Source organism: Prevotella micans F0438 (genome assembly GCF_000243035.1).
GTDB classification, from domain to species: Bacteria; Bacteroidota; Bacteroidia; order Bacteroidales; family Bacteroidaceae; genus Prevotella; species Prevotella micans.
In genome coordinates this window covers 239902-259062 of sequence record NZ_JH594521.1, presented here as the reverse complement: position 1 = coordinate 259062, position 19161 = coordinate 239902, and the positions used below count along the sequence as shown (strand labels likewise).

Here is a 19161-nt window from a genome sequence, read left to right as displayed (position 1 = left end):
ATTGCCGATTAAACTCCTCAAGAAGCGTATCATACAAATCCGCTTCAACAAGAATGTTGCGAAAACGGCACACGGTAGTACTGTCAGGGACGATATCTTCCATGCCAAGACCTGCAAAGCGACTAAAAGACAGGCGGTCGTTAACCTGTTCTTCAACTTCTCCGTCACTCAGACCATACCAGGTGCGGAGTAATTCAATCTTGAATAAAACAAGGCTGTCATAGCCGGGCCGGCCGGTAGACTTATAGCCTTTTGTATAAGCCACTTCTATTATAGCACGAATAGGTGCCCAATCAATGACTGTGTTTATTTGTGAAAAGAATGTCTGCTTGACCTTTCTTTGCCCAAGGAATAGGTCAGCAAAACTTGGAGAGGATAACTTTTGTTTCATACCATAAAGGTACAAAAAATATTTAAGAAAGACAAATTATAGGAGGAGTTTTGCAGAGGTCTCATATCGCTCAATTCGGATACTTTTGTACGGAATTAATTCAAGAACCATAAACGATGATTATCACAGAAGAATATCTCGACAAAGCTTTCGACAAATACAACATAAAAATGTTCGATAACAAACTGCCGCGACCACGCCTTAGGTTGGCAAAATCAAAAACAAAACTCGGTAGGATGCAATGCAGGCAAACCTGGATGGGAAAATGGTGGACGAAAGACTACACGATTTATGTTTCAACCTATTACGACTTGTCGAGCACGCAGTTCGACGACATCCTGATTCACGAAATGATTCATTACGCGATTTCTTATCTGGGATTGGTCGACACATCGGCCCATGGCACCGTGTTCAAAGCAATGATGGAAACTATCAATCGCAAGTTCCGTCGAAACATAACCGTGACAATGAAAACCGAAGGCTTGGTACCGCGCAACGCCATGGAACGGAAAGATTATCTGGTTCTGGGCGTGACAACAAAAAACGGATCCCATTTTCTGAGTTCCGTTAATCCGAGCGCCGTAAAGAAAATTGAGACTCAACTACAAACAGCAACCGAAATAAAAAGCTACGATTGGTTCAGCTCGAAAGACGATTTCTTCCAGAACATGCCACGCGTTCGGTCTTTGCGTGGCATTCGAGTAGACGAGCTTCGATTCAAAGAAATGATTCGCAAAATGCGACTTCTCACCTCTCCGTTCCTTCTCACTTAGAGCGCATAGTCCAGTTGATGGAAACGATTTTTCCGTTTCGCACAACAGCCTTTATCTGATAGTTTTTTCGCGAAAGTCCGCCCTGGCGGTTTATTTCCAGTCGGGCAGGAATATTAAGATGCTGTTCGGCCGTTCCGTCATCGTTTTTCTCAGTAGTCACATCAGCCCCCTCGCCCAGGAACCAATTAACCGTTTTCACATCGGCCTGATAGAGCTTATCCCTTGAATATTTCTCCACGCTAGCAGCCGTCGCCCCTGCCGAACCAAGGAAATTAAACGATGGCGCAACGGCTTCGGCAATCTGCGCTCCGTTTTTGGTATTTATGCCACGCAGTAGCTTCCGAACTGCTTCGACGGCCTTTGTTTTGTCGGCTTGCGACGCTGTGTGAACCAGCAGAACCTTCAATTTCTCGTCGGCCTCACCGTTGTGCGTTCCGTTTGGCTGACGTTGCTTGTAGGCGAGAAACGACTCCTCGGAATTTCCTTTTACAGCCTCGGCCCAATCCATTTCATCGAGTTTCGTTTCGAGTTCGTGCTTGTATTCCGACGACGGATTGGATTTCAGAAATGCAATGATTTCTGCTCGGCTCGTGCTTTGCAAAATTTTTCTTCTTTCGTCGTTCTTTTGCTTCATTGCCGCGAGTTGGATTTTCACAGCCTTTGTGTGGGCTGCAGGAGCATCGGGATAATCCTCGAGGAACTGTTCGAGTATTCCGGGACTTGCGTTTTTCATTGTATATTCGAACGCCTCGGGTTCGGTGGTGTCGCCATCCTTTTGCTTGTAGAAATAAAAGAGAACGCCACATATAGCCAAAGCAATAATGAACGAAACGAGAAGCTGCACATGATTCTTATTTTGCTGCTCGGCAGGTTCGGCTTCCGACTCCGGAATTTCTTCCATGTCGGCTTGCTGAGCGTAGCTGTTTAACATTTCGGGTTCATAATCGTCTTGCTCATCCTCCCGACTAACGAATTCTTCTATTGGCGACGGCTGATATTGCACTTCGCTTTCTTCAACATCTTCCGACCCGCTATTTTGCGAACCTACGTTGTGAAACTGCTCCGTACTGTGACAATTCGGGCATGTTTCTTCGCTCTTAAAATAGAGTTCGCCGCAGTTTGAACATTTAATGAGATGACCGGCTATTTCTACGCCGCAACTTGGGCAAACAGGTGCTTTGTCGCTCACCTGATGGCCGCACTCCGGACATTTGATAATCATTTTTCTCTGACTATATTTATTTCTTGTGTTACCTGAAAAATCTGTGTGTAAAAAGAGTTCTTAGCGTCTTTTCCTGAAGCGAATTTCGCGCATACTGTGCCTTCCCATCAACCTACTTTTGTCTACATATCCTTTCACGCCATTTATGTGTCCTTTGCCGGTGTATTGCCATGCAAAGATGTCGCGTCCGTCTTTCAACACCGGTTCCTGACGCGAATATTGTGCAATGAAGAGTTTATAGCCGTCAAGAATACCGCTAAGGTATCGGTCGTAAAAATTAGTATAGGTATAAACCAGTGGCCGAACTCCATATTCAGCAGTCATCAATTGCAGAAACTTTTGCAAACTGTCGCGCAGAGCATCTCTTTGCAATCCACCAGTTGTTTCCACATCAACCATAGGAATCAGGTCTTGTTCCTGCGGCCTACATTGCATACGGAAGTTGCGCAATTGCTCAATTTGCGGAACGGCCGGCCTATAGAAATGATACGACCCAACATTCATTCCAACCCGTTTGGCTGCCTCGATATTCTCAAGATACCTCTTGTCGATTCTAGCTCCTCCTTCAGTAGCTTTCAGATAAACGAAGTTGAGTTTGTGGTTGCTGTTTTCGGCAACCGTTTCCCACCAAACACTACCTTGATAATGACTCATATCCAATCCATGAACATGGTTACAGGTGTCTTCGCACTGAACGCCGTATTGCGCGTTGGCACTTAGATAAATGAATGTACTTAAGAAGATTAAAAATGAAATTCGCTTCGTTCTCATGTTTGCAAAGGTAGCATATTAGGTCGATAAATATTTTTGGCGAATATTTTATTACGTCTTTGCCAATTTATTTAACTCCATGTATAATTCATATATCTCCGCTCTATTAAAACCGAACTCGCGTATCTCTTGTTCTAAATCAAGAAAGCGACACTCGTGCACAGGCTAAGCCAATTTCGAGCGAGTTTGTCGATTTAGGAGACGGCATCGAGGCCGAGGTTCAAATTTCCGAATCGGGTACACACATCAAGCCGCGCACTCGAGCAATAATAAATAAGCATTATTCCATACGTGCATATCAAGGTGGGGTGTTGAAAGGCTCTATGAAAGGAACTTTTAATGGTTCCACATTCACTCCCGACGCCAGCTCGGCTACTAAAATGATTCTAGAGCCGGGAAGCTATAATTTTGTATGCTACAACGATAAGTTCCAAGAGGTCGGTAATAATCTGGAGTTAAATATAAATGACGCTAAAGAAGCCTATATCTGCCAGACAACACAAGAGATATATGGTTATACTGCTCAACAGCATATTACTTTCAATATGAGGCACGCATGCTCACGTATAGAAGTATTTCTGGAATGTTATGGCAAATTATCCTCTGGCACAACAGCTTCAGTAACTCCTGTCGGAACTAGCGCCAAAACAAAATTGGTGTATGTTGGGGCGACGAATTCTTTTACACAGACCGCGGGCAGTATTTCTCCATCTACCTTGACCTTTTCTGGAGCAGAACTAACAGGAACGAATGTCTTTGGAGCAGTAACAGCTGATAAAAAAATATATTTATTGCCCGGAACAGACTTTACAAAATTACAAATGAAGTTCACCGGTGGAACCTTTGGGAAAAACCGCAATATGAGTGATGCTCCCGCAATGCTCCCCCGGAGAAAATCGACGCAGAGTGAGGGTCACACAACGCTCCCTCGGATAAAATCGACGCAGAGTGAGGGTCACGCAATGCTCCCCCGGAGAAAATCGACGTAGAGTGAGGGTCATGCAACGTTCCCGCAGATAAAATCGACGTAGAGTGAGGGTCATGCAACGTTCCCGCGGAGAAAATCGATGTAGAGTGAGGGTCACGCAACGCCCCCCCAGAGAAAATCGACGCAAAGTGAGGGTCATGCAACGCTTCGCCAAAGGGCGACGAGTCAAATCCAACGGCGAGAGCGCAGCCTGTCTCACGGCGCTCCCTCATTCGCCCGCGAGTTCCGCAGAACCGATGGCGGACCCCCCAACCCGATCGAGAAGAAGACCCCGGAGAAGATAAAGTATAAGGGGAAATAATTCCCTCTCCCTCCCCGAATCCGGGGAAGAAAGATAAATCGTTTATATAATCATTAAGACCTGCATCCGTCGTGACGACGCGTGCAGGTCGACCGTTTTTATATATACATGTATTCGGTTTAAGAGAAATTATCCTGCCCTTGTCGGACGGGGGCGGGCAGACGTATCGGCATGGGTATCGGACAGACACGGGGTCTGTCCCTACATGCGGCCTGTCGGCCGAGCCCCATAACATTTCTCCTACCTGTTCCGTCTGGGCTTTTATGCCAATTCGGGCGGAACGCCCGCAGGTGTAGGGACAGACCCCGTGTCTGTCCGATACCCATGCCGATTCGGCCTACCCGGCCGAGTGCAGGTTTGCTTTTTATGGGATTAAATGATTTGTGGTATATCCACCCTCTCAAAAACTCACCTTAAAAATAAATATTACCTTTGCCGATGCTTGATAGCAGACGCTTAAACCTGAAAAACAAACGGTTTGCAACCGCACTGGCATCCATAAGAAATACACAAAAAGCAATTATGATTTCAGTTGAAAATTTGAAAGTGGAGTTCGGCGTGAAGCCGCTCTTTCAAGATGTTTCTTTCGTGGTGAACGACCGCGACAGAATTGCTCTTGTGGGGAAAAACGGAGCGGGCAAATCAACCCTGCTGAAAATTCTGTGCGGGGCGCAGAAACCAACCGGCGGAAACGTGGCTACGGCCGGAGATACTACCATTGGGTACCTGCCGCAGGTGATGAAACTTTCAGACGATACATCGGTTAAAGAAGAAACCCGAAAGGCGTTTGCCGATAACACCGAACTGCAACGCCGAATAGAACGGATGCAGAACGAAATGGCCGAACGAACCGACTATGAAAGCGAGGAATACGCACGATTAGTGGAGCAATTCACGCAAGCTCACGAACAATTCATCATGATGGGCGGCGAGAATTATGAGGCCGAAATAGAACGCACACTCATTGGTCTCGGCTTCGAACGCACCGACTTCGAACGACCCACACGCGAGTTCTCCGGTGGATGGCGAATGCGAATAGAACTAGCCAAAATTCTTCTTCGTAAACCTGACGTATTACTCCTCGACGAGCCAACAAACCATCTCGATATAGAATCCATTCAATGGCTCGAACAGTTTCTCGTGCAAGGCGCCAAAGCCGTTGTACTGGTATCGCACGACCGCGCCTTTATCAACAACGTAACCAACCGAACATTGGAGATAAACTGCGGAAGAATCGAGGATTATCGGGTGAAATACGACGAGTATCTCACCCTTCGAAAAGAACGTCGCGAACAGCAACTGCGGGCCTACGAAAATCAACAGAAAGAAATTGCCGATACAAAAGCTTTCATCGAACGTTTCCGCTATCAGGCAACTAAAGCCGTACAGGTTCAACAGCGAATCAGACAGCTGGAAAAGATTGTTCCAATTGAAATCGACCAGGTAGACACATCGGCCCTCCGACTGAAATTTCCGCCCTGTTTGCGAAGCGGCGACTATCCCATTCTCATCGATTCGCTCTCAAAAAGCTTCGGCTCGCACAAGGTCATCGGAGATGTGATGATGGAAATTCGGCGCGGCGAAAAGGTGGCCTTCGTGGGCAAGAATGGCGAAGGCAAGTCAACTCTTGTAAAGTGTATCACCGGCGAACTCGACTATACCGGCGAACTAAAAATCGGACATAACGTTCAGATTGGATATTTTGCCCAAAACCAGGCACAGCTACTCGACGAACAACTAACAATTCGCGAAACAATCGACCGCGTAGCAACCGGCGAAATTCGCCTGCGTATAAACGATATCCTGGGCGCGTTTATGTTCGGCGGAGAAACGGCCGATAAGTATGTAAAAGTGCTCTCGGGTGGCGAGCGTTCGCGATTGGCAATGATAAAACTGCTTCTCGAACCAGTGAATCTGCTCATCCTCGACGAGCCCACCAATCATCTCGACATGGTCTCGAAAGAAGTGCTCAAGGAAGCTATACGAGCTTTCGACGGAACGGCTATAATCGTGTCGCACGACCGCGAATTTCTAGACGGCCTGGTTAGCAAGGTCTACGAATTCGGACACGGGCAGGTGCGCGAACACATCGGCGGGATATACGACTACATTCGCAAACGTAACGCCGGTAGCATTCAGGAGGCAATCGACCGGAACATTGCCCCAACTCAGGATTCCAAACCCGAAATACCTGTAGAAAACAACCGCAAACAGCAATACGACCAGCGCAAACAACAACAAAAGAAACTTCGTAAGGCCGAACGTGCCGTCGAAGAATCTGAAAAGAAAATATCGCAGATGGAAAAGCGAATAAACGAACTCGACCAACTGCTTATGAAGCCTGAAAAAGCTTCCGACATGACACTCGTCACCGAATACACCGAGCTCAAACGCACCCTGGACGACGAAAACAATCGCTGGCTCAAACTCTCCGAAGAGCTCGAACAACTGAAATAAGAGAAACACTTTTAATCTTTTAAATAAACATCAGAACAATGAAAATGAAACAAATCCTACCGATGATGCTCATCGCATCAGCGCCCATGGCAGGTATGGCACAAGAGCAGGCCGGTATAAAAGCCGAAAACCTGAACAAAGCTGTTAAACCTGCCGACGATTTCTATGAGTTCGCAACTGGCGGCTGGCAGAAAAATAATCCGCTTCCAGGAGCCTTTTCACGCTTCGGCTCGTTCGACCAATTACAGGAAAACAACAGCAAACGCATCAACTCAATCCTAACCGGACTGCTCAAAAAGCAAACTAAACCCGGAACGGTTGAGCAGAAATTAGGCGACTTCTACAAGCTCGCAATGGATTCCGTGCGCCGAAACAAAGAAGGCGTTACGCCGGTTATGCCACTGCTACAGGAGATGGAAAACGCTAAGACTGTAGCTGCCCTACGCGACCTGCAGCTCAAATACGCAACCTTCGGCTATGGAGTTCCGATGGGCTACGGATTCGACGCCGACCAAAAGAACGCTAAGCAAAACATCTTGAACATTTCGCAAGGCGGACTAACCCTCGGACTCAAAGAATACTATCTCGACAACGACAAAGCAACTGTCGACATCCGCAACGCCTACAAGCAGTTCATCGTCGATATGTTCAAACTCTTCGGATTCAGCGAGGCCCAGGCTATACAGAAACGTAACGACATCATGCGCTTCGAAACAACTCTGGCGCTCATCTCCAAGAGTCGCACCGAACTGCGCGACGTTGAAGCCAACTACAACAAGATGACCCTGAAAGATTTTGAAGAGAAATATCCCAATATTCCATTGCAGAAAATGGCAAACGCCGAAGGAATCAAAACCGATTACATTCGTGAAATGGTTGTTGGTCAACCCACTTTCTTCGCCGGACTCGACAAACTCATCGCAACCGAAAGCGCCGACGAACTACGCGCCTGCATGCAATGGGATGCCATCATATCTTCGGCTAATCTGCTAAGCGATGAAGTACGTGCACGCTATTTCGACTTCTTCAGCAAAACAATGCGTGGAACCAAGGAAGATTATCCACGCTGGAAACGTGCCACACAGCAAACCGAAAGTCAGATGGGAGAGGCGCTCGGCCGAATCTACTGCGAACGCTACTTCCCCGCAACCAGCAAAAAGCGTATGGAAGAACTCATCCACAACCTTCAAATCAGTCTGGCCGAACGCATCAAGGCACAGGATTGGATGAGCGATGCAACAAAGAAAGCCGCCCTCGACAAGCTCTCCACATTCTATGTTAAAGTGGGCTATCCAAACAAATGGAAAGATATGAGCCGCCTCACAATCGACCCCTCGAAGTCTTACTACGAGAACGTACAGAACTGCCGCAAGTTCTGGTCGGAAATGCAAATCAACGAACGCGCCGGTAAACCTGTCGACAAGGAAGAATGGTTTATGACACCCCAAACCGTCAACGCATACTATAATCCGACAACAAACGAAATATGCTTCCCAGCCGGTATCCTACAATATCCGTTCTTCGACCCCAAAGCCGACGACGCATTCAACTACGGAGCAATCGGAGTTGTCATAGGGCATGAAATGACTCATGGATTCGACGACCAAGGACGACACTACGATAAAGACGGAAACATGACCGATTGGTGGACTGCCGAAGATGGCAAAAACTTCGATGCACGCACCGGAAAATATGCCGACTTCTTCAACGCAATAAAAGTTCTGCCCGACCTAAATGCAAACGGAAAACTAACCCTAGGTGAAAATCTAGCCGACCATGGTGGCCTACAAGTAGCTTTCGTAGCTTTCGAAAACGCTACAAAAGGCAAGAAACAAAAGAACCTCATGGGCTTCACTCCCGAGCAACGTTTCTTCTTGGCCTATGCAGGCGTGTGGGCAGCCAACATCACCGAAGCCGAAATTCGCAACCGTACCAAGAGCGACCCTCACTCACTCGGTCGCTGGCGCGTGAACGGCGCTCTACCTCATATCGACATGTGGTATAAGGCTTTCAATGTTAAACCATCCGACAAGCTCTTCATACCCGAATCAGAACGCCTCCGCCTCTGGTAATATACTCGCCTAAGGCAGAGAAACACCCCACGATCTCCGGCGTTTACGCAATCACAACAAGCGTAAGCGCCGGATTTTTATTCCTAATCTGGCGACACACTTCATTACCTTTGTAGCATGAAAACAGCTATAATCGTTGCGATGGACAAGGAGTTCAAGCAACTCAAATCAATTCTCGATAACATAACAACCGAACAACGAGGAAAAAATGAATTCGTCATCGGTAATACCGCGGGCAAAGAAGTAATTCTGATGAAATGCGGAATCGGAAAGGTTAACGCCGCTGTAGGAACCGTTGAATTGATAAACAATTTCCACCCTGACCTCATCATATCCAGCGGATGCGCCGGCGGAGCTGATAAGGAACTAGAGGTTATGGACGTAGCCGTGGCCTCGGAATGTGCATATCACGACGCATATTGCGGAAACGAAGTAAGCTTCGGACAAATTATCGGCATGCCTGCCCGATTCGAAGCGCCACGCGAACTGGTTGAAAAAGCACTCTCGTTAAATGAATTGGAATGGGAAGGAAAACTCCGGATTCGGAGCGGACTGACTGTGAGCGGAGAATGGTTCGTGGACAGTAGGGAGAAAATGAAATCCATCCTCAACCAATTCCCCGACGCCATGGCTGTTGACATGGAAAGCTGCGCCATCGCACAGGTGTGTCACATCTACGGCGTGAAATTCATTTCCTTCAGAGTGATAAGCGACGTACCACTGAACGACCACCAAGCCAGCCAATACTTCGATTTCTGGGAACGCATAGCCGACGGAAGTTTCGAGGTTACGAAACACTTCCTGAGAATAATTTAACATCAACGATAATGAAAAAAATTCCATCCTTCAACATCGACCACGAGCAATTGCTGCCGGGCATATACGTGAGTCGGAAAGACGATGTGGGAACCGAAACCGTGACCACTTTCGACATCAGAATGAAAGCACCCAATCGCGAGCCGGCACTACACATCGGTGCGCTGCACACCATCGAACATCTTGCGGCAACCTATCTGCGAAACGACAAAGAGTGGGCCGACCGAATTATCTATTGGGGCCCAATGGGATGCCTCACCGGAAACTATCTGATTGTACGAGGAAACCTGGAATCGAAAGATATCGTTGAACTGATGAAGCGCACCTTTGAGTTCATAGCTTCATTCAACAGCGAGATTCCAGGGGCTGCTCCGCGCGACTGCGGTAACTATTTATTGCACGACCTGCCCATGGCTCGATGGGAAGCTCGCCGATTCCTCGACACAACGCTCAATCGCATAAAGGAGGAGAACCTCCGTTATCCGGGATGAGCCCCCCTCCTACCCTATCTTTGCAACCGTAGCTTTTCGCGCAGAAAGCCAATGGTGGTAAAAGGCATTTAAAGTGGGATATCGAGGCTAATAAACGATGGATTAGGAATATAGATTAATCCTTTGAAAAATCCTCCTCGGCTCGTAGGGCCGGGGAGGATTTTTAATGTAATTCTTCAGCAGATGCTAACCTTCGACGACCTTCCCATCTTTCTTCTGCTTCGATACGCGGAAGAACTCAACGTTCTTCAGCCGGCGGAAATCGGCCGTGGGTGTGAAGAGAATCTGCGTTTTCGAGATGCACTCCGTGGGTTTGAAATCCTCTTCTCTCGCTACGGCTTTCGAGGTGAACGTGGGCCGGAACGTCCCGAGCGGACCGCCATCGACGATGTAACCCTTCGAGCAATACTCGTTGAGCACCTTGCGGAACTTGTAGAACACGGCAGCCACGTCGGCGTCGCCCACCGTACTGTCCTCGGCCATCCGCTCGCAGAGTTTGTCGAACGAAATGCGCTGTTTCTGGCAAACCGGGCTTGCCACGAACACTTCCTGCCCTTTTTTAGGGCCAACACTCAGTTTTCGTTTGTTCAATGAATAGTCCATAATACTAAAATTTAGATTGTTAAAAAAACACAGCGGCGACGTTATCTGCACACTTCACAGAACCTTTCGCCCGAGTGTCTGCCTCAAATATAACGAAAAGACGCTGTGCCTCCAAACGAGCCATACTACTTTCCTCGCCTCGGAATACTACTTTTATTCTTATCCGATATTAGCTTTCGCAGAAGACAATAGTACTTTTTGGGCAAAACGATAGTACCCTTCCGAGAAAACGATAGCACTTTCAGGAAAAATGATAGTGCTCTTCCGAGAAGACAATAGTACCTTTCATGAAAGACGATAGTACTCTTCCGAGAAGATGATGGTACTCTTCCGGAAAAACGATAGTACCTTTTGAGCAAAACGATAGTACTTTTTGGGTAAAACGATAGTACTTTTTGGGCAAAACGATAGTACCTTTTTCAGACCTCAATACGACCTTTTCGTGACACGCTGTGTATCAGATGATTATCCGATATATTTTCTCTCCATTTTACCAAGCCTTGATGGGTACGGTTTTCTATGAAATGACTGGAAACAGGTAGGGTTGACAGTTTTTCTTGTGATAAATGAACAGAGCGATTAATCTTATACCCGCCGGCCTGTTGACTTTGAGCGCAGTAACATTCACGGCTTGCGATGAAGGATAGTATTCTTGTTCATTTCTTTATACGATTGAAGCCATACCAAAGCTCTCTAGGAGCTCTGATATGGCTTCCGCTATATCTTACGATAATAAATACAGGAGATGCCGACTACTTCAGCACACCAAGTTGCTTACCGACTTTTACAAATGCTGCGATACACTTGTCGAGCTGTTCACGATTATGGCCTGCCGACAGCTGAACGCGGATGCGGGCCTGGTCTTTCGGAACCACCGGATAGTAGAATCCGGTTACGTAGATACCTTCTTCGAGCATTTTCGACGCGTACACTTGCGATAGTTTGGCATCGTAGAGCATCACGGCGCAGATTGCACTTTGCGTTGGTTTGATGTCGAAGCCGGCTGCCATCATTTTGTCGCGGAAGTAGTTCACATTTTCAACTAAGCGGTCGTGAATCTCATTGCTTTCCTTGAGCATCTTGAAAACCTCCAAGCTGGCTCCGATAATGCACGGAGCAAGAGAGTTGGAGAATAGATAGGGGCGACTGCGTTGACGAAGAAGGTCGATGATTTCTTTTCGTCCGGTGGTAAATCCGCCCAATGCTCCGCCGAAAGCCTTTCCGAGTGTTCCGGTGTAGATATCCACCCGTCCGTAAGTTTTGCATAGTTCGCTCACTCCGTGACCGGTTTCGCCAACAACTCCTGCCGAGTGCGATTCATCTACCATAACGAGGGCATCATATTTTTCGGCTAGGTCGCAAATCTTATCTATTGGAGCTACATTACCATCCATCGAAAATACTCCGTCGGTAACGATTATGCGGAAACGTTGCGCCTGAGCTTCCTGGAGGCATTTCTCGAGTTCGGCCATGTCTGCATTTGCATAGCGATAACGCTTGGCTTTGCAAAGGCGCACACCGTCAATGATTGAAGCATGGTTTAGCGAGTCGGAGATGATTGCATCCTGGTCGGTGAACAGCGGTTCAAACACTCCACCATTAGCATCGAAACAAGCTGCATAGAGAATCGTATCTTCGGTTTTGAAATATTCCGAAATAGCCTGCTCGAGCTCTTTGTGAGCGTCCTGAGTGCCGCAGATAAACCTAACCGACGACATTCCGAAGCCACGTTTGTCCATCATCTTCTTGGCTCCTTCGATGAGTCGAGGATGGTTCGATAACCCCAGATAATTATTAGCGCAGAAATTGAGCACTTCCTTGCCTTTAACCAAAATGGAAGCTTGTTGCGGACTTTCAATCAGACGTTCTTCCTTATAAAGACCTGCTTCTTTAATCTCTGCAAGAGTATTGCTGAGATGTTCTTTCATTTTTCCGTACATAACATTAGATTTTTTAATTTTCGGAGGCAAAGTAACTCAATAATTCCGAGAACAAAGTTGGGCGCTAAAGTTTTTTTATGATGCGTTTATGCTTTTGCACAATTTTAATACTTTAATTTCAGACGTTCGGTTTAAAAGCTCTTATTTTGCATTCCGTAAATAAAACACAACAAATAATAATATGAAAAATATCTTAGTGATTGGTTCTACAGGTCAGATTGGCTCGGAACTTACCAGAGAATTAAGAAAACGTTATGGGAACGAAAATGTCGTTGCTGGCTATATCAAAGGAGCAGAACCGACTGGAGAATTAAAAGAAAACGGCCCATCAGCCGAGTGCGACGTCACTAATCCGGAAATGATTTCCAACGTCGTAAAGAAACATAACATCGACACAATCTACAATCTAGCCGCATTACTTTCTGTTGTTGCCGAAGCCAAACCACGATTGGCATGGAAAATCGGAATAGACGGACTTTGGAACATCCTGGAAATTGCACGCGAAAATAAATGCGCCGTGTTCACCCCGAGTTCAATCGGATCGTTCGGCCCCAACACACCTCATTTGCAAACTCCACAGGATACCGTTCAACGTCCCGGCACGATTTATGGAGTTTCAAAAGTAACAACCGAGTTGTTGAGCGACTACTATCAGAAAAAATATGGTGTCGACACACGCTCGGTGCGCTTCCCGGGCATTATCTCATACGTAACACCTCCCGGAGGCGGCACAACTGATTATGCAGTCGACATATATTATTCGGCCGTCAAAGGCGAACAATTCGTTTGCCCTATTCAGAAAGGCACAATGATGGACATGATGTATATGCCCGATGCCCTGAATGCAGCTATCCAATTAATGGAAGCCGACGCCTCAAAACTCATCCACCACAACGGATTCAATATCGCTTCGATGAGCTTCGACCCGGAAGAAATCTATAATGAGATAAAGAAAAGTAAACCAGACTTCAAAATGGTATATGATGTAGACCCATTGAAACAAAGCATAGCCGAAAGCTGGCCCGACAGTATGGACGACTCTTGCGCACGTGCCGAATGGGGATGGAAACCGCAGTTCGACCTACAATCGATGACAATCGATATGCTCAAACATCTAAGCGAAAAACTCTTGAAATAATTTTTCTTGCGATATACTATTAAGATTAAAGCGCAGGTCTGCAATGAGCAGCACCTGCGCCTTTCGTTATATATAGAGTGGGATTATTATTCTCGGATTTCAAGTCTAACTACATTCTCGACGTGAGGTGTATGAGGGAACATATCGACGGGTTGCACAGCAGTTACTTTATAGTACCTATCTAACAAGGCAAGGTCTCGAGCTTGAGTAGCCGGGTTACAACTCACATAGACAATGCGGGCAGGGCGAGCTTTGATGATAGTATCTATAACATCAGGGTGCATACCAGCTCGTGGCGGGTCGGTTATTATTACATCAGGTCTTCCATGCTCGCTGATGAACTCCGGAATTAGGATATTTTTCATATCGCCTGCGAAGAATAGGGTGTTTTCGATATTGTTTATCTGAGAATTTATACGGGCGTCGTGGATTGCTTCGGGCACATATTCGATTCCGATTACTTGTCGGGCTTGTCGAGCTACGAAGTTGGCAATAGTTCCTGTTCCGGTGTAGAGGTCGTAGACAAGTTCATCACCTGTGAGCTGTACGAATTGTCGGGCCACGGAATATAGTCGGTATGCCTGCTCAGTGTTGGTCTGATAGAAGCTTTTGGGCCCCACCTTGAATTTGAGATTGTCCATGAGTTCGAAGATGTGGTCATTGCCTTTGAACAGTTGAACAGAAAGGTCGCTGAAAGTATCGTTAGCCTTTTGATTATCCACGTAAAGCAGGGATGTTATCTGGGGAAACTTCTGCGCGATATGCTCCATGAGACGGCATGCTGTGTCACGGTCGTCAGGATGTTGGAAGTGAAATTGTATGAGAAGCATCCACTCACCCGTATTCGAGTTACGGAGCATTATGTTGCGCAAGAGTCCTTCGTGTAGTCGCTGATCGTAGAGGCTAATTTCGTTTTGAAGGGCATAGTCTCTGATTTCATTTCGGATAAGATTGTTAAGATTATCCATGAGATGGCATCGCTCGATAGGATATATCTTATCGAATGCTCCGGTTATGTGGAAACCTATAGCAGGTTGGTTTAGTCCAGCATCAACAGGTAACGAGGCTAGTTCTTCCTTGGTATACCATCGTTTGTTGGCACATCCGAATTCGAGTTTATTCCTATAATGTTCCGTTTGTTCGGAGGGCAATATGGGTTGAATTTCGGATAATTCAATCTTACCTATTCTCGTCAACTGGTCAATCACCTGCTGTTGTTTAGCCTTGAGCTGTTCATTGTAGGGAAGATTTTGCCATTTGCATCCACCACATATTCCAAAGTGCTTGCATTTGGGCTCTACCCGCATAGGACTGTAGGTTTTAAATCTCACCGCGGTTGCCTCGCAATGGTTTCGGCGTTTTTTCGTGATTTGCAGGTCAACAATATCACCTGGAACGACGAATGGCACGAATATCACCATATCGTCTACGTGTGCCAGGGCTTTACCCTCGGCTGCCACAGCTTCGATTTCTATGCTTTCGAGTAGAGGCAAGGCTTTTCTTTTTCTGGACATATTCTTGTTCGTGTTTATGAGATGGGCAAAGGTAGCTATTTTAACATGAGCTCTATTGTGACACATAGTGTCTGCAGTCCCATATACTGACAGTTTGATAGCTCACATGCCGGCATTAAAGCTCTAGACTAGAAAAATAGTGGCAAAATGATGTTTGATGTGCCCGTATCTTACTATATTTGCACGGCTGACTATTAAGCCAACGAAATAAATATCTAAACAATAAAAATACAGAACGAGACATGACAACAGACAAAAAATTTCGTGTGGAGAGCGACCTGTTAGGCGAACTCCAAGTGCCTCAAGGGGCGTATTACGGCGTGCAAACACAACGTGCCATCAACAACTATCACATCTCGCGTAAAAAGATGCGCGACTATCCCGACTACGTTATCGCCATTGCCTATGTGAAGCTCGCTGCTATTGAAGCTAACCATGAGCTTGGACAAATCAACGATGAGATTTCGGCCGCAGTTGCTCAAGCCTGTCGCGAAATAATCGACGGTAAATTCCACGAAGATTTCCCCACAGACATGGTGCAGGGTGGAGCCGGAACATCTGTGAACATGAATGCAAACGAGGTGATTGCTAACCGCGCACTCGAAATCATGGGGCATCAGAAAGGCGAATATCAATATTGCTCACCCAACGACCACGTGAACTGCGCACAGTCGACCAACGACGCTTACCCTTCGACGATTCGCCTTACGTTCATTCGCATGAACAAGAATCTCGTGGCCAGTCTGCAAAAACTCATCGCAGCCTTCCGCGCCAAGGGCGATGAGTTCAAAGACGTTATCAAGATGGGCCGTACCCAACTGCAAGACGCTGTGCCAATGACCAGCGGACAAGAATTCCACGCCTATGCAAATAATCTCGAAGAAGAGGTTGCCAACCTGGAGCGCAACGTAAGGTTGCTCCACGAAATCAACATGGGCGGTACAGCCATCGGAACCGGCTTGAACGCTGCGCCAGGTTTTGCCGAACTCTGCACCAAGAAACTGGCCGAACTAACCGGCGAACCATTCGAACTGGCTACCGACTTGGTTGAAGCCACGCCCGACACGGGAGCTTACGTAAGCTACTCCTCGGCCTTGAAACGTCTCGCCGTTAAACTGTCCAAGATTTGCAACGACCTTCGCCTCATGGCCTCCGGTCCGCGTTGCGGCTTGAACGAAATCAACCTTCCACCCATGGCTCCCGGTTCAAGCATCATGCCCGGGAAGGTTAATCCGGTTATCCCCGAAGTAACAAACCAAACCTGCTTCAAGGTAATCGGCAACGACACAACCATCATGATTGCCGCCGAAGCCGGCCAGCTCCAACTCAACGTTATGGAGCCAATCATCACCGAATGTTTGATTGAAAATCTAACCTGGCTGCCGAACGTTATGGATACCTTGCGCGAGAAATGTATCGACGGTATAACCGTGAACAAAGAGCGCTGTCTAAATATGGTTAGAAATTCCATCGGAATAGTTACGGCTCTGAATCCCTACATCGGCTATAAAAATAGCACCAAGATTGCCAAAGAAGCCCTTGCAACTGGCGGTTCGGTATACGACCTCGTGCTCGAAAAGAAACTCCTCACCAAGGAAAAACTCGACGCTATCCTGGATCCATCACACATGCTCGACCCGGAAGAAATGGTGAAATAATTTATATTGATTATCTAATGGTTGTTTAACCCAACCGTTCAATCAAACGGGCTCGCATCCACAAAGGTTGCGAGCCCGTTTTCCATTATCACATTTTATACGTGAATTAGTAGACTTAAGTAGATTCTTAAAACTAACCCACGTATTCTTGTTTTACATCTCCGGAGAATCCCGAACCATATTTACACTATTATTATACAAGTTCGGAAGACTCCGAATATTATTTTCACTACTATTACACTTATTCGGGAAAGTCCGAATACTATTTACATTACTATTATACATCTCAGGAATGTTCCGAACTTAATTCACACTATTATTTTATATCTTCGGGAAGTTCCGAACTATATTTACACTATTATTTTATAATTTCGGGGAATTCCGAATACTATTTACACTACTATTATATATCTCCGGAAAAGTCCAAAGGTTATTTAAACAGTCTTTTATACATTCGGGAAGCTCCGAACTTAATTTAAACTATTATTACATATCTCCGGAAAGTTCCGAACTACATCTATACTATTATTTTATAACTTCGGAACTTTCCGGAATCAATAACCAGAATCGTATAGAGAGATTTTGAATATTTTAGGCTCACGATAAAACCTAAACCTCTTCAAAACCTCTCTCCACGCTACTCACATTTCCAAAATGTTTTTAGAATCTTTATGGAAAGAAACAGCAACCATTCTCTCCCAACTTTGCCGGATATATCTCTTCACCGACCGCAAGGTTAAGCATGAGTTCTTTTCTCAAATAGACAACATAAAATAAAAATCTTAGTATAAACAACTACTTAGCCTTTCTCATCTTACTAAGCCTATTTACGATTAGGCTCTATAATGTTCAACTTCCTACTTCCATAAACTATTGCGGTGTCATATCCACCTTGGAAAAGATTATCACCGTATTTGTAGATTGGTTATTCCATCTCAAAATAGGCATTGGAATGAAAACGTTTAGCACTTGTGTGTCTTGTAGTCGCCCCCCATCATTAATTTCTTGATAACCTTTTTCTATTCTCCATATAGTCGTCTAATTTATACTCCTGCATTTGAATAATTCTGTAGATATATATGTCATTGCCGATTACATATAAAATAGTGTTCATGCATCCCAGGTCTCTGCAATACAATAGGTACTTAGGATGTTTACGCATTATTTTCCGAAAAACTTTTGGAGCGTTCTTTCCAAGCTTTCGCGAAAAAGTTCTGTAATAAGAATCCTGCCAGCTATACTCTCCTTCATCACAATATATGTATAAACGTCCTTTATATCTTTTGCCAAAATAATAAAGATTAAAAGCTAGTTTGCTTGTATCTACCTGCAATGTCTGCCCATCTTTCAGTCTTAAATTCAAAACGTAGAGTGGTGTTCCTGATTTCACACTATTCTCAAATTCTTTAAGATATCGTGCATTCGTAATTTTACAACTTTGGAAATAGTTTGGTGGATACATGCTATCAACTCTGTTTTTCGCCCGAATGACGCTTATACTATCACTACCGGAACACGCAAACTCTACAAGTAAGTCGTATGTCTCTTTATCCGCATTGTCCAACCATTTTGCATAAGACTGTATGATATTGTCAATGTAAGAAGCAGAGTCAAGCCTGTTATAAGCCTGTTCTATCTGTTCAGTTAAACTCTGAGCATTTGAAATGTTCAAAAATAGACACCCCATAATGAAAATTAAACTTATCCTTTTCATATTTACTTTAATCCATTTATATCTATATATATAACCACAATTTGTTATTAACAGAAGATAATTTAAAGAACACCACATATCGCGGAGTTGTGGTGTAGCCCACCAATAAGGCGGAGAGTATTAAAAAGATTGATTTACTCATTTTGGGTATCTTTCTGTAGAGAATAATACTCGTGCCATTATCTGAAGTTTATTCTGTATCGATATTGATTATGCATCTCCCTCTGGAACTCTTCTATGAGTACAGAACAATCTTTTTTCAGGAAACAAGGCTATTAGCCCATGCAGTTTTGTATTGCATTTGCGCTAACA

At 45.6% G+C, this 19161-nt stretch carries 15 protein-coding genes; 8 read left to right on the top strand and 7 right to left on the bottom strand.

Annotated elements, in window-relative coordinates:
• Positions 1-391, bottom strand: a 391-nt coding sequence (locus tag HMPREF9140_RS00985; protein WP_006951128.1) for an IS5/IS1182 family transposase, incomplete at its 3' end; no start/stop codon positions are given.
• 116 nt (positions 392-507) lie between these two features.
• On the opposite strand from HMPREF9140_RS00985, the gene HMPREF9140_RS00980 reads away from it, so the two are divergent.
• A complete protein-coding gene (locus HMPREF9140_RS00980) occupies positions 508-1164 on the top strand; it encodes a SprT-like domain-containing protein (protein WP_006951127.1) in 657 nt (218 codons plus the stop codon).
• Here the strand turns inward: HMPREF9140_RS00980 and HMPREF9140_RS00975 are convergent.
• Both HMPREF9140_RS00975 and HMPREF9140_RS00970 read right to left on the bottom strand, forming a co-directional pair.
• Complete coding sequence (locus HMPREF9140_RS00975) at positions 1157-2386, bottom strand: zinc ribbon domain-containing protein (RefSeq protein ID WP_006951126.1); 1230 nt, start codon at positions 2384-2386, stop codon at positions 1157-1159. The genes HMPREF9140_RS00980 and HMPREF9140_RS00975 overlap by 8 nt on opposite strands.
• Before the next feature lie 60 nt (positions 2387-2446).
• Positions 2447-3157, bottom strand: a complete 711-nt coding sequence (locus HMPREF9140_RS00970) for a glycoside hydrolase family 25 protein (protein ID WP_006951125.1) — start codon at positions 3155-3157, stop codon at positions 2447-2449.
• 323 nt (positions 3158-3480) lie between these two features.
• On the opposite strand from HMPREF9140_RS00970, the gene HMPREF9140_RS00965 reads away from it, so the two are divergent.
• The 5 genes from HMPREF9140_RS00965 (at position 3481) to HMPREF9140_RS00945 (ending at position 10282) form a co-directional block, all read left to right on the top strand.
• Positions 3481-4146 carry a hypothetical protein gene (locus HMPREF9140_RS00965; protein WP_006951124.1) on the top strand — a complete coding sequence of 222 codons (666 nt, stop codon included), beginning with the start codon at positions 3481-3483 and terminating at the stop codon, positions 4144-4146.
• Between the two features lie 822 nt (positions 4147-4968).
• Positions 4969-6903 carry an ABC-F family ATP-binding cassette domain-containing protein gene (locus tag HMPREF9140_RS00960; RefSeq protein WP_025073373.1) on the top strand — a complete coding sequence of 645 codons (1935 nt, stop codon included), beginning with the start codon at positions 4969-4971 and terminating at the stop codon, positions 6901-6903.
• Positions 6904-6941: 38 nt separating this feature from the next.
• Positions 6942-8975, top strand: a complete 2034-nt coding sequence (locus HMPREF9140_RS00955; RefSeq protein WP_006951121.1) for a M13 family metallopeptidase — start codon at positions 6942-6944, stop codon at positions 8973-8975.
• 117 nt (positions 8976-9092) lie between these two features.
• A complete protein-coding gene (locus tag HMPREF9140_RS00950) occupies positions 9093-9791 on the top strand; it encodes a 5'-methylthioadenosine/adenosylhomocysteine nucleosidase (protein ID WP_006951120.1) in 699 nt (232 codons plus the stop codon).
• An 11-nt stretch (positions 9792-9802) separates the two neighbouring features.
• Entirely contained in the window at positions 9803-10282 is a 480-nt protein-coding gene (locus HMPREF9140_RS00945) for an S-ribosylhomocysteine lyase (protein WP_006951119.1), read from the top strand.
• A gap of 186 nt (positions 10283-10468) precedes the next feature.
• Here HMPREF9140_RS00945 and HMPREF9140_RS00940 read toward each other — a convergent pair whose 3' ends face one another.
• A complete protein-coding gene (locus tag HMPREF9140_RS00940; protein ID WP_006951118.1) occupies positions 10469-10885 on the bottom strand; it encodes an HU family DNA-binding protein in 417 nt (138 codons plus the stop codon).
• Positions 10886-11637: 752 nt separating this feature from the next.
• The gene (kbl, locus tag HMPREF9140_RS00935) at positions 11638-12825 is read right to left on the bottom strand and encodes a glycine C-acetyltransferase (protein ID WP_006951117.1); all 1188 of its coding nucleotides are present in this window, start codon (positions 12823-12825) and stop codon (positions 11638-11640) included.
• Positions 12826-13006: 181 nt separating this feature from the next.
• Here kbl and HMPREF9140_RS00930 point away from each other — a divergent pair, with 181 nt between their 5' ends.
• Complete coding sequence (locus tag HMPREF9140_RS00930; RefSeq protein WP_006951116.1) at positions 13007-13963, top strand: NAD-dependent epimerase/dehydratase family protein; 957 nt, start codon at positions 13007-13009, stop codon at positions 13961-13963.
• 86 nt (positions 13964-14049) lie between these two features.
• Here the strand turns inward: HMPREF9140_RS00930 and rlmD are convergent, their stop codons facing one another.
• Complete coding sequence (gene rlmD, locus HMPREF9140_RS00925; RefSeq protein WP_006951115.1) at positions 14050-15477, bottom strand: 23S rRNA (uracil(1939)-C(5))-methyltransferase RlmD; 1428 nt, start codon at positions 15475-15477, stop codon at positions 14050-14052.
• A gap of 242 nt (positions 15478-15719) precedes the next feature.
• On the opposite strand from rlmD, the gene aspA reads away from it, so the two are divergent.
• The gene (gene aspA / locus HMPREF9140_RS00920; protein ID WP_006951114.1) at positions 15720-17135 is read left to right on the top strand and encodes an aspartate ammonia-lyase; all 1416 of its coding nucleotides are present in this window, start codon (positions 15720-15722) and stop codon (positions 17133-17135) included.
• A gap of 997 nt (positions 17136-18132) precedes the next feature.
• Here aspA and HMPREF9140_RS00915 read toward each other — a convergent pair.
• The gene (locus HMPREF9140_RS00915; protein WP_006951113.1) at positions 18133-18849 is read right to left on the bottom strand and encodes a hypothetical protein; all 717 of its coding nucleotides are present in this window, start codon (positions 18847-18849) and stop codon (positions 18133-18135) included.
• Positions 18850-19161 lie beyond the last annotated feature (312 nt).